The sequence below is a fragment of the Nostoc sp. UIC 10607 genome (genome assembly GCF_047228265.1).
Taxonomy (GTDB): Bacteria; Cyanobacteriota; Cyanobacteriia; order Cyanobacteriales; family Nostocaceae; genus Nostoc; species Nostoc foliaceum_A.
The window spans coordinates 60,740-73,531 of record NZ_JBIQNW010000019.1 but is presented as its reverse complement, the minus strand read 5'-3'; the positions used below and the strand labels follow the sequence as shown (position 1 = coordinate 73,531).

The following is a 12,792-nucleotide window of genomic DNA, read 5'->3' as shown; positions in this document are numbered from 1 at the left end:
GACGCACATCTGCCCTACCACCTTCATCCACAGGTTGTAGAGGCAGATTGTCCAGACTTCCTCGCTGCTGTTACTCAAAAGCTAAGTACTCAGCCTTCAAACGCTTGGATAAAAGGCAATATGTAATGTTTGATTTATTTCCATTAAGTAAATGCTGAAAATGTCGAAATTTCAAGCAAAATAAAATTACAAGTTTTAGCTAAGATTCCCATTGCTGACAACTCAATAAATTGTCTTTGGTGTGGTTTGGGTGGTGTTAACTCACAACTAGACTTCTTTACCTACAGACATTGCGAGGTGACAATATGGACGCTAACAGAATTTTGAATTTATATGCAGCCGGAGAACGAAATTTTAATCGGGCAAATCTGCATCAGGCAAACCTAACTGAAGCTGACTTAAGTGGTGCAAATTTGGCTGAAGCTGACTTGAGTGGTGCTGATCTCAGTCAAAGCAACTTGAGTCGATGTAATCTAAGTCGGGCAAATCTAACCGATGCAGAGTTGACTGAAGCTAACTTGAGTGGAGCCAACTTGAGTGAGGTAAACTTGATTGGTGCAGACCTGATGAGGGTCAACCTGCAAGAAACTAACCTAAGTCGAGCTGATTTGCGGAGTGCCAATTTATCCTTGGCAAACTTACTTGGTGCAAACCTCAGCGAGGCGGAAATGAGTGGAGCAGATTTGAGAGATGCCAATCTCAGAAAGGCAAATTTGATTGGTAGTAACATCAATGAGGCTGAACTCAGCGGCGCAGATTTAACAGGAGCAATTATTACTGAAGAGGAGAAAACAGAGGGAGTTTTACATATAGGGTTATCGCACAAATGGGTAACTTGGGCTGGTAGTTACATAACCTCTTAGAACACCTATTCAGTTGGAAAAAAGAGGCTAATTAAGCAGGTTTATCGCCATTGTCAGATCAAGATTTCATTGCTCCAATCTTAAGAAACCTGTTTATCGAATGACTAAAGTAACTGATGGTGTTGGTACATGGAAACACTTGTATTTACAGGCTAAGTCATAGTCCAATACCCTTGGTATTAGTAATATTTAGCCCTGAAAAATCCTTTCAACCCATGCCAGTTACTTATGGGGAGCCGCTTGCTTCGACTTTAAGAAAGTTTGCAATAGATTGGCTCTCCATCGCCCTACAGCCCTTCTCCTAAAGGAGACGCTGAACGGGCTATCTCACGCCACTTGTTCCATAAATTTATTTTTGATTAATGATAATATCACTGGCATTGAGGCAAATAGTCTCACTTTAGAAGCGGGCGATCGCTCACCATAAATCTCAACCATAATCCAATTCTTAATGGTAGTAATTATAATGCCAATTGCTTTCTTACTTTGAGCCATTTACGCAGTAGCGATCGCTGATATTTTAATTCCCTTAAGCATTGAAGACTTAGAAGTAGTTTGGTATATTCGCTAAATTTACAACATTTAGGCTAAATCAATGTGTCTAATTTAATTTAACTGGGTATAAGGATGCGAAATAATCTACTCAAATCCTGTAAAATTAAGTTTCTCATTTTTTAATTTCTGAAATGCCACTCGAACTGCAAAACCTCACAGGCGGTTACACCTTAGTACCAATTGTTCAAGACATTAACCTCACTCTTCAAACAGGAGAATGGTTGAGTTTAGTTGGTGCTAATGGCTCAGGTAAATCTACTTTACTCAAATTGCTAAGTCGTATTCTTTCCCCGCAACAGGGAACAGTGCTACTTGATGGCAAAGCAATCCACTCTCAACCCCCAAATCTAGTTGCACAAAAATTGGCATTATTACCGCAACAACAAACGGTTCCCATTGGCTTAACAGTGCGACAATTAGTAAGCTTAGGACGCACGCCACATCAACCTTGGTGGCAATGGGAATTAAACGCCCAAGATTGGGAAAAAGTGGAAGCTGCAATTGAAAAAACGCAACTAGAAAAATTTAGCGATCGCTTAGTCGAACAACTCTCCGGTGGTGAAAGACAACGGGCTTTTTTAGCTCTAGCACTAGCGCAAGAGCCAAAAGTCTTACTATTAGATGAACCGACAACTTTTTTAGATATCAACTATCAATTGCAACTATTGGAACTGCTTAAAGAACTAAATCAGCAGCAGGGATTAACTATTATCACAGTTTTACACGAACTGAATTTAGCAGCACGGTATAGTTCCCGCATTGCATTATTAAAACAGGGTCATATTTGGGAAGTTGGTACACCTGAACAAGTCCTGACACCAAATGCGATCGCCCAAGTATTTGGTGTGGAATCAGTGATTATTCAAACGCCTGTCGGATTACAGGTTTGTGCCATTTCTGCTCTTTAAAATCATAGTCTCCTAAATTTTTTATAATAAAAAAACCTCCCAATAATCAGCGAGAGGAATTTTAACTAAAGCTACATAGCGTCTATCTATGCCAAGCCAGCAAAAACATTCATCTCAACACTCATTCTAAGATTTGGTTTCTTGTGTCTGTGCGTCGATAATTACACTCCAGTCATCGTTTTTTACAGCAGCTTCAAGTTGACGCTGACGTTCGGCTATACTCGCATCTATTGTTTCTGACTCTTTAGAAAGGGTTGTGTCAGCCATTGCTTTCCGCAGTTTTAGCTTTTTCTCCTCGTAGACTTGACGTTCCGCCTGTGACATTACTGCTTTTGCAACTTCCCCTACCGTACTAGCCCACATTTCGCGGTCAGTTGCATTACCAGGTGGTGTACTTTCGAGTTCTGCTATCCACGCATCTCGCAAATCTTCCATTTCTTGACGCTTGGGGAACTTGAATGCTTGCACACGTACAAAAGCACACTTTTGCTCACTATTTTGGCGAAGATGACCGTTTAGAGAAAGCAACACATTTCGAGAATAGCCAATGTACTGCGTGCAGCGTTCTGCGTCCAATACTGCGTAAACACCTGCAATTTTAGCGTTCTGAGCAGCTGTACTCCAAGCTTCAAGGTCAATGATTTCAGTACCATCGTTTGCCAGTTCAGGGGTTATACTCACCTCAGTGGCGGTGTGTTCGTCGTCAGAACTATACAAAAAGTCATGTAGTCCACGGTGGTTTATGGGGACATTTTGATGTTCAATTGGCGGGTTGTGCTGAGTTTCCATCGCAGTTTAGCTCCGAGTTATTAATTAGCGTTACGCAAATATATGCCTTTAGAATATTGAAGCTTAAATCTACTCACATCCCCGAATTCTTGCTGACAAAGTGAAAACAAGTATTAGACCTAGACCTCATATGAATCAATTAACAGCTAAAAATTGGATATTCATAAAACAGCGGCTGACCCCTTATTTATTTTTACTACCCGCCTTAGTTCTTTTGGCGTTAACAGTCTTTTGGCCTGCACTGCAAGCGTTTTACCTTAGCTTTACCAGCTACGAAGATATTGCCCAGCCGCCACAATGGATAGGTTTTGCCAACTTCCTCAAGCTTTGGAAGGATGCAGTTTTTTGGAAAACCTTGGAAAACACTTTTTTATATCTTGTGGGTGTAGTACCAATTTTAGTAATTGCTCCCTTAGTGCTGGCAATTTTGGTAAATCAGAAACTGCGGGGGATGAATTGGTTTAGATCCGCATATTACACCCCAGTGGTAATTTCAATGGTGGTTGCGGGAATAGCTTGGAAATGGCTGTATGCAGAAAACGGATTATTGAATCAGTTGCTGAAAGCTTTGGGCCTTTTTCCAGAAGGTATTCCTTGGCTAACTAGCCCAGAAAAAATTTTTGGTATTGTACCAATTTCTCTTGCCAGTGTCATGGCTGTCACCGTGTGGAAAGGACTAGGCTACTACATGGTGATTTATTTAGCGGGGTTGCAATCAATTCCTGCTGATGTGTACGAAGCCGCTGCAATCGATGGCTCTGATGGTATCAGCAAACATTGGGATATTACCATACCTTTGATGAAGCCGTATTTAGCACTAGTGGCAGTAATTTCGGCTATTTCTGCCACCAAAGTGTTTGAAGAAGTATACATCATGACCCAAGGAGGCCCACTCAGTAGCTCGAAAACGATTGTTTATTATTTATATGAGCAAGCCTTCACCAATTTGGAAATCAGCTATGCTTGCACAATTGGTTTAGTGCTATTTTTGATAATTTTAGGATTATCAATTTTGCGATTAGTTCTCAATAAAGAGGGGGGCGATAATATCACCATCTAATATTTACTTATAAATATATTAAAATATTTCAACATCCAGAGTGCATGAAAACAGACACGATTTTTTACACTTTATTTCAAACTCTTCCAGGTGTCTTATTTGAACTTTTGGAACAATATTAAATCAACAGCAAATTCGTATAATTTATTTAGACGAGTTAGATGATATACCATCATCTTCGATTGGGCTAGGCGTGATTAAGTTAGTCGTTGCAACAGAAGATAAAGCCGTACAGCAAGCGAAAAACTTGATCAATCAAGTACAGCAAACGGATGAAGCTAGCCGTAGCAATCTCTTAGAATTAGTAGAGAGAATGCTTATCTATAAATTTGTAAATAAAACTCAGCAGGAGTTGGAAGCGATGTTTGGATTAACCGATTGGAGACAAACTAAATTTTACCAGGAAGTAAAAGAAGAAACAAAGCAGGAAGTCAAAGAGGAGGTTCGAGAAGAAACAAAGTTGGAGACTATACCCCGTCTGCTTAAGTTTGGTTTAAGTATAGAGCAAATTGCCCAAGCATTAGAATTGAATGTTGAACAGGTACAGCAAGCTATTGATAAGCGAGGAGAAGAGCGAACAGGAAGTAATTCATAATTTAAAATTGAAAAAGTTTCTTTAAAACCGCGTTTGATATTCCACAACTGCACGACTATCATCGGTTAAATTAGTGGAAGCACGCACACGAAACTCGTCGTTTATCCGATAATTAACACCCCATTGGAAGGGGTCATTTGTCGTCAAAATCTTGATACTGGAAACGGAAATCTTAGAAGAAATATCAACCCCAGCTTCTGCTGCCAATTCCAAGGTTGAACTGCTCCTTCCAGCTTCGGGATTCTCAGAAAGAACGGTAGGAAATATCCGCAGTTCACTTAAGCCAAAGGTATTTCCAATCTGGTTAAAAGCTGACTGAAAATTGTTGAACACAGCCGAACCTGCGATGTTAATTAGGCCCAAAGTACTGTCACCACGGCCTTGGGTGTCTACAAACCCACCTCCTAAAAGCGCAACAATTTCGGTTTGGCTACGTGACGGACTGCTTGTTAGTTCTAGATTTTCGTTCAGCTTGCTGGCGAGACCGTTGACAGTGGCTTCAACTCGAACACTCTCTAAAGCTGATAAACCTGTGGTATTTATCCGGCTGAAATCATTACTTTGAGTGACGTCTAATACTTTGGCAAATAGCCGAATATCTAAGTCAGGGTCGCGGGGTTGAGAGGGACTAAAAGTTGCAGTATGTTTATAGCCACGAGCAAGGTTAAATTGGGTAGTAAATAAATTCACTCCACCTTGTTCTAACCGGATAGTGCCATCGGGTACGGGCTGATTGATTGAGCCGTTAACTATGAGATTACCAGTTGCACGGAAGTTGAGAATAGGGGGACGGGTAATTTGGACGTTTTTACCTAGTTCCAAATCTAGATTATTAAATCTAGCGTTCGCATTTCCCATCCCATTCCCAATTTCAGGTTTACTCTGCTTATTATCTTTTGTGGGTGATACACCCAGACCACTATTTGCAGATGAAGTCGCGTCGGTAGATTCCGCCAGCAATACCTGACCATCAAATAAATTTACTTTACCGCCAATTACTGGGTTAAGCGCAGAACCAGTAATCTGTAAATTGCCGCTAGCACCTCCCAAGTAAAGCCCCTTGAGATTTAACGCTAGCTGATCAAGATTAACTGTCAGGGGATTATTGATAGTCGCGTTCTCATTGTTGAAAATGGGAATTTCTCCAGCAACTGCTACGTTCCCACGGCTAAATCTACCCTGAAGATTTTCTACTAAGATACGGTCAAAATTAAACAGCACTCTACCTGTAACACGTCTGAGCTTACCTGGCAAAGCCTGGGCTGAAAAAGTAGCATTATTGACAGTAGCAATTCCATTTACTTCGGGTTTTTGCAACGTTCCGCGTACCTTGAGGTCTATTTCTCCTTCACCTTTTTCAAATACCACTTGATTAGTCAATGCGTTCAACAGTCCCAATCCCTCGTTTTCTAACTTCATGTCTAAACTGATTTGCTGACTGTCTGGTGCTACAGAAGCAAAAGGCAATTTATAAGGGATGCTGCCAGTAATATCAACAGGTTTTGGTCCAGCAACTGCTACAGTACTACCAAAGTTTAAGCGTCCATTGGCATAGCTGAAACTTGCGATCGCTGATTCTATTTTGTTCTGATTTAGTATTCCTTCTGTGATTTGCAGTTCCCCTCTAGCTTGGGGATTAGCAATGCTGCCTGCTAACGCTGCTGTACCGTTAAGATTACCTGTGATTCCAACTGGCAATTTGACAAAATTATTCAGTAGTTGTAACGGAAAATTATTCACCCGTAACTGGCCAGATTGTTCATCACCGCCAACGTTACCCGTGAAGGCAATCAGCCTGTTTTCAGATTCAAGCCGTAAAGGTCGCAAACTCAAAACACCGTTTTCAAAGTTGCCTTCGGCAATCACTTTGTCAGCAGTATAATAACGATTTCGTTCTTCCTTTTTACCCCAGGCAAAGTCTTGTCCATTCAAATTAAAATCCACTGATAATCCATTTGCTGTAGCTGTATTTACAGCCACTTCCCCGTTGAAAGTTCCTTTTAAGTCTGCCAAATCTGGTATGGGAGTGGAATTAAGTCGCTGTTCTTCCTGTTCTGCTACTAGGGCTTCAATTTCAGAAAACCGTTGGATTTGGGTTAATAAGGGTTGATTTGGCGCTCCTTGGGGGGCGGTGCTTAGATCCGCTGCTGTGCCGTAGATTTCTGCTGAACCACCTGGCAAATTTTGTAAATCAAATATCTGCGCTACAGTTAGAACGTCTTGGATCTCTCCTTGGTTGACGTTCAGTTTACCTTGTAGTTGAGGGCCTTTAGGGCTTTGAGCAAAAGTACCGACAAGGGCGTAGCTACTTTTGCCTTTGACAAATTCGCTGCTGGTGAGTGTGCCTTTACCACTGCCATAACGGAATTGAGCAGCTATTCGATCGCCTTTAAGCCGGCCAATTTGCGGATTAGCGATCGCTAAATTTCCCGTAGCTGCTAATGTCTGCTGATTAAATAGTAAATCTCCAGTTAATAACCCAGTTATCTTACCAGCACCGAGTCGAGTAACTGGTGGCGGAGTCAAATTCAATATTTGTAAGGGGAAGTTTGCGACTTTGAGTGCCCAATCATTGCCCTGAATATTGCCTGTGGCTGATGCTTGCTGCCATTTGACTAAGAAAGATTTCGGGCGATTATTAGCATCTAAATTAAAGGCCAGGCGATCGCTATTTCCTGCCAAGTTCAAATTTAACCCGCGTCCCTGTGCTGAATCGATGTTTCCAGTTAACAACGGTTCAAAAGCAATATCTTGAACCACCAAATCTCGTAAATTAATTTGCCCTACTACATTTGGCAAGGGCAGTTTACCAGTGATTTGACCGTTAAAATCTACTCTCCCCGCCACAGCAACCTGATTAGGAAAATTGATCGGTAACTGTTTTAAGTTGTAATTCTGCGCCTGGACGTTGAGATTTAGGGCAGTAATTTCCGGTATACCCGCCTTTTTCGCATTGGCTAATATGTTACCAGTAACACTTAAACCGGGAGCAGTTGCTCGTTCAATGGTCAGCCTTTCACCACTCCAAGCGATCGCAGCACTCAGAGGTTGTTCCAAACCAGGGATACCTTGAGATAATTGCACCTGTCCAGCAGCACGCACATCAGCTAACTTGGATGATCCTAGCGTGCCAGCTAATTGCAACTGACCGCCAAACTGACCCCGCAATTGCTGATTGAACCGATTTAATTCCACACCGGAAGCATTAACTACAGCTTGATAGCGACCATTAGCCAATTGAATATTAGAGGCTGCGATCGTTCCACCTGCAACATCCAGCCGTCCTTCACCATTGGCTTGAATAGTTTGCGGTTGGAAGGACTCCACAGAACCCGCCACGTTTGCTTGACCAGTTAAAACTCCCCGAAACTGCGGTGGTACTGCTGCCAACTGCTGCAATGGTACATTATTTGCTTGAACTTGCGCCTGATATACACCATTACCCACTTGGATATTAGAGGCTGTAATAGTTCCACCTGCAACATCTACCCGCGCCTGACCGATCGCTTGAATAGTTTGCGGTTGGAAGGATTCAACAGAACCCGCCACATTTACTTGACCAGTTAACGTCCCTCGGAACTGCGGTGGGACTGCTGCCAACTGCCGCACAGGCACATTATTCGCCTGAACTTGCGCCTGATACACACCATTAGCAAGTTGGATATTAGAGGCTGTAATAGTTCCACTTGCAACATTTACCCGCGCCTGACCGTTGGCTTGAATAGTTTGCAGTTTAAAAGAATCAACAGAACCTGCTACGTTGAACTGACCAGTTAACGCCCCTTGAAACTGCTTTGGTACTGTAGCCAACTGCTGCACAGGTACATTTTTAGCCTGAACTTGCGCCTGATATACACCATTAGCCACTTGGATATTTTTAGCTGTAACCGTACCGCTGCCAATAGCAAGGCGACCCTCACCAGTGCCACGTAGGGTTTTCAGGCTGAAATTATCTCTGTTACCTGCGATTTGGAACGTACCCGCCAATGGATTATTTAAAGCTGGGGGAGACTGTTTCAATATCCGCCCCAACCGCACACCATTCGCTACAAGTTGAGCAGAGAAACCTTGGTCTTGCAGTTGGAGATTAGAAACTGCAACTGTGCCACCACCAATTTGAACTCCTGCACCATCAGTGCGAATTGTGGCAATTTCAAATGGTGCTGTGCTTCCTGAGAGGATGAGACGACCATTGAACTGTGCCCCAGCCAAAGAGACATTTTGCAGTTGACTTTTGTCTACAAAGGGTTCTAATTTTACCCCAGAGGCAACAGCCACAGCTTGCCAACGCTCATTGGCGTAACTACCAGTTGCCCGGACTGTACCACCACTCACATTAAGAGCCACATTGCGGAAGGAGACGGTGCGATTTGGAGCGATGGCAACTTCGCCAGTTCCGGGGTAAGTTCCGTTAGGAGCTTGAAATCTTACCACAGTTTGGACATTGGTAGGAGCGCCAGTTAATTGGGCTGTACCTGAGACATTGCCGATTTGGAAAGTGGGTGTTGTTTCATAAACTTTAGCGATCGCATCCCCTGGAACATTCTTGGCAGCAAAATTTAAATCCAGTCGCGGGGTTTTACCAAGTTGAATTGTACCAGCGCCCGTAATGTCACCACCAACTTTGGCTTTACCTTGAATATCTTTGAGGGTAATTAAAGAGGAACTAGTAACAAGCTCAAACTTACTACTGATACTATTAAAATCAACTTTATCAATCCGAGCAGTTTGGATTGTGGTAACTGTGCCTGAGAGAATTGGTTCTTTTGTTGATCCGGTAATCTGCAAAGAAGCTTGTACTTGTCCAGCGATCGGCACAGGTAGTTTTACCTTGAGAGTTTCCTGAGCATTCGCCAAACTCACTGCATTTACACTTCCTGCCAACTTAAAGCCTGCTTGAGTGTCGATGATTCCCGTAGCCACTACGGGGATTTTGCCGTAGTTGGTAGTAATATTATCTAACTGTAATTCCGTTCCCTGGAAGCGGAGGTTTCCTTGGGTATTGCTCAACAGTTGCGGTACTTTAGGTATTTGAAGTGTTACCCCTTGCACAGCCGCACTGCCATACAATAAAGTCTGCTGTCCTGGTGTTAACCTAACTAACAAGTCGCCATTGGCTCGACCCGCCTGTAAGTTCACTGGTAACTTGATCAATCGAGTAATATCCTCAGCCAGCAAGTATTGTCCTTGCACCTGAAAGTTGCCTGCTAGCACCTTGGAACGCGTCTCTCCCTGAATGGCAATACTGCCACCACTGTCTGCTTGACCCCCCACTTCAAACCTGATTAACTGGTTATTTGCTAAAAGTTGGGCAGAACCATTCAGTTGAGAAAATGTTACGGGGGATGAGGCGGATCTTGCTCGTTTATCTTTCCCTGCTCCCTCATCTCCCTCATCTCCCTCATCTTCCCTTACTCTCTCCTGCGGCATCAACGCCAGCTTGGCATTGCGAAACCGTAGGTTGTCCAAATCTGTTTTAATGGCACCGCCTTGACCTGACGACGCTATATTAGTGGAAACCCATCGCCCTTGGTTATCCTGTTCAATGTAAATATCTGGGTTGACTAAGGTAACATCTAGCTTTAGCTGGCGGTTAAAAATTAACTGCACTGGGTTAAAACCCACCTCCACAGCTTCGATTGCAGCTCGATCTGGATCTGTGGGTGTAGCTGGGATAGTTGAAGCTCCAAACTGCACTCCCGTCAACGAAAATTGTGTGACTCTTCCCAGTTTTACCGGACGATTGAGTGTAGTCGTGAGACTTTGTTGTGCCAAGGGTGTTAACTCTGTTTGGACAAAAGTCCACAACCGCCAAATACCAACGAGAACTCCTAACAGCAAAAGTCCGCCCAAAGCAATGCTGCCCCGACTCAAAACCAGTAACCACAGACGCTTGCGGATAGGGGACGGGGAGAAAATATCTTGATTGGGAGATTTAGTCATTTGCTTTCACTGTATTAATTGCCAGATGTCGCTGGCCCGCACAAGCATTAACTGGCACATTGATTCAGTATGCCATTTCCAGGATACGCCAACTAAACCCAAGACCTCATTGGTTGAGTTACGGTATTTGCTTGATCCAATACTTAAATATTGCTTAATAATATTGGCGTTTTCAGGTAAATCTGATCTGAATAGAGTGAGAATTGTTCCTGTGACTTTCGCTGAGGCACAACCTAGAACTTTAATATGAATAGACCTTAAAAAAGACAGATGATTACACCAATGCGTGTTTTTGTGTTAATTTTTAATGCTCGAACGGAAAATGAGGGGATTCACACGATTCGGGAGGGCGATCGCAATAAAATTCTGATGTTCGAGTCAGAAGACGATGCCACGCGCTTTGCCCTAATGCTGGAAGCTCAGGATTTCCCGTCACCTACACCAGAACCGATCGATGCTGAGGAAATCAAGGAATTTTGCGAAAGTGCTGGATATGAATGGGAAATCATCCCAGAAAACAGCAATTTAGTTGTAACTCCCCCAGAACTGAACGTGGAAGAAACCGATTGGCAAGAAAATGCCCAGAAGGAGGATACTGTTGAAGACACCTTCCCTCTCAATCAACAGCCACTAGAAGAACCAGAATTGTCTGATTCTGAACTAGAGAAAATTCGTCGCAAATTAGAAGGATTATTGTAATTAGTCATTAGTCATTAGTCATTGGTCACTGGTCATTAGCCATTGGTCGCTAACTGACTAATGACAACGGACATATACGCCCAAAGAGCGGCTTCCCGTAGGGTAAGACAAAGGACAAAGGATAAATGACAAATTTGCAGGAACGCGGGCATCTTTTAACCGAGTTGGTAAATCCTAACAGTCTGAACTTAGACCAGCTCAGTTCTCTGGAATTGGTGGAGCTGTTTAATAACGAAGACCAAAAGGCGGTCGAGGCGGTTGCAGCGGCGAAAATTCAGTTAGCAGAGGCAATTGAGCGCACCGCAGAGCGTTTGCGCCACGGAGGACGGCTATTTTATATCGGTGCGGGTACGAGTGGCAGGTTAGGGGTATTAGATGCTGCTGAGTGTCCACCTACTTTTTGTACACCCCCAGAGTTGGTACAGGGAATTATTGCTGGTGGTGCTGGAGCATTGGTACGCAGTTCAGAGGATTTAGAAGACAGCATCCAAGATGGCGAGGCTGCGATCGCTGGGCGACATATTACCCAGCTAGATGTCGTAGTCGGCATTACCGCTGGTGGAACAACACCATTTGTTCATGGTGCGCTTCATGCTGCTCGTCAGCGAGGAGCCACTACTATTTTTATCGCCTGTGTTCCAGCAGAACAAGTTAGATTTGATGCCGATATTGACATTCGCCTATTGACAGGTCCAGAAATAATCGCCGGCTCAACTCGCCTGAAAGCTGGTACAGCCACTAAATTAGCTTTAAATATCCTTTCTACTGGGGTGATGGTTAAGCTAGGCAAAGTGTATGGCAATCGGATGGTGGATGTGGCGGTCACAAATCAAAAGTTACGCGATCGCGCTTTGCGAATTTTGCAAGACCTCACAGGTTTAAGTCGTGAAGCTGCTGGTTTTTTACTAGAACGCAGCGGTAAATGGGTCAAGCTAGCCCTATTAATGCACTGGACTGGTTTGGAAAAAGACGAGGGCGATCGACTTCTTGCAGAACACCAAAGTAATCTTAGGGCAGCAGTTTTGAGTTATCAAAACCACAACCAAGCTTAAAGAAATTTTTCTAAATAAATACTCTATTGATGGCTGCTACTTGTCTTAGTAGCACGCCTTTTTTTAAGATAATATCCTCTCGAAAAATTCACTACTAGTGATATACATTAAGAAAAATAAAGTTAAATATTTTTTTTTAACATTTCTCGCCAATCTCAATAACTAATACAATTTTCTAAGAGGCTACACAAAATAAAGCAAAAATATCTAGAAACGGTTAATCTCTTTTAAACAAAAATTCAGAACTTATACGGATATAATTCCGTATGAAAATTCTTAAAATAATATATCAATACTGAATGCATATTAATGATGTGGACTATAACAA

The 12,792-nt window shown here is 42.9% G+C and carries 8 protein-coding genes; 6 read left to right on the top strand and 2 right to left on the bottom strand.

Annotated features, from left to right (window positions below; translation table 11 throughout):
- Positions 1-305: 305 nt before the first annotated feature.
- Both ACEYW6_RS17870 and ACEYW6_RS17865 read left to right on the top strand, forming a co-directional pair.
- Entirely contained in the window at positions 306-863 is a 558-nt protein-coding gene (locus tag ACEYW6_RS17870) for a pentapeptide repeat-containing protein (RefSeq protein WP_412980773.1), read from the top strand.
- 686 nt (positions 864-1,549) lie between these two features.
- Complete coding sequence (locus ACEYW6_RS17865) at positions 1,550-2,326, top strand: ABC transporter ATP-binding protein (protein ID WP_412980772.1); 777 nt, start codon at positions 1,550-1,552, stop codon at positions 2,324-2,326.
- A 126-nt stretch (positions 2,327-2,452) separates the two neighbouring features.
- On the opposite strand, the gene ACEYW6_RS17860 is transcribed toward ACEYW6_RS17865, so the two are convergent.
- Positions 2,453-3,115, bottom strand: coding sequence for a GIY-YIG nuclease family protein (locus ACEYW6_RS17860; protein WP_412980771.1), 663 nt, complete (start codon positions 3,113-3,115; stop codon positions 2,453-2,455).
- Between the two features lie 130 nt (positions 3,116-3,245).
- On the opposite strand from ACEYW6_RS17860, the gene ACEYW6_RS17855 reads away from it, so the two are divergent.
- Both ACEYW6_RS17855 and ACEYW6_RS17850 read left to right on the top strand, forming a co-directional pair.
- A complete protein-coding gene (locus ACEYW6_RS17855; RefSeq protein ID WP_412980770.1) occupies positions 3,246-4,175 on the top strand; it encodes a carbohydrate ABC transporter permease in 930 nt (309 codons plus the stop codon).
- Between the two features lie 115 nt (positions 4,176-4,290).
- Positions 4,291-4,770, top strand: a complete 480-nt coding sequence (locus ACEYW6_RS17850) for a DUF2887 domain-containing protein (protein ID WP_412980812.1) — start codon at positions 4,291-4,293, stop codon at positions 4,768-4,770.
- Positions 4,771-4,791: 21 nt separating this feature from the next.
- On the opposite strand, the gene ACEYW6_RS17845 is transcribed toward ACEYW6_RS17850, so the two are convergent.
- Positions 4,792-10,713 carry a translocation/assembly module TamB domain-containing protein gene (locus ACEYW6_RS17845; protein WP_412980769.1) on the bottom strand — a complete coding sequence of 1,974 codons (5,922 nt, stop codon included), beginning with the start codon at positions 10,711-10,713 and terminating at the stop codon, positions 4,792-4,794.
- Positions 10,714-10,983: 270 nt separating this feature from the next.
- On the opposite strand from ACEYW6_RS17845, the gene ACEYW6_RS17840 reads away from it, so the two are divergent.
- Both ACEYW6_RS17840 and murQ read left to right on the top strand, forming a co-directional pair.
- Entirely contained in the window at positions 10,984-11,412 is a 429-nt protein-coding gene (locus tag ACEYW6_RS17840; RefSeq protein WP_412980768.1) for a DUF3110 domain-containing protein, read from the top strand.
- A gap of 125 nt (positions 11,413-11,537) precedes the next feature.
- Complete coding sequence (gene murQ / locus ACEYW6_RS17835) at positions 11,538-12,464, top strand: N-acetylmuramic acid 6-phosphate etherase (protein WP_190896965.1); 927 nt, start codon at positions 11,538-11,540, stop codon at positions 12,462-12,464.
- The last annotated feature ends 328 nt before the right edge of the window (positions 12,465-12,792 follow it).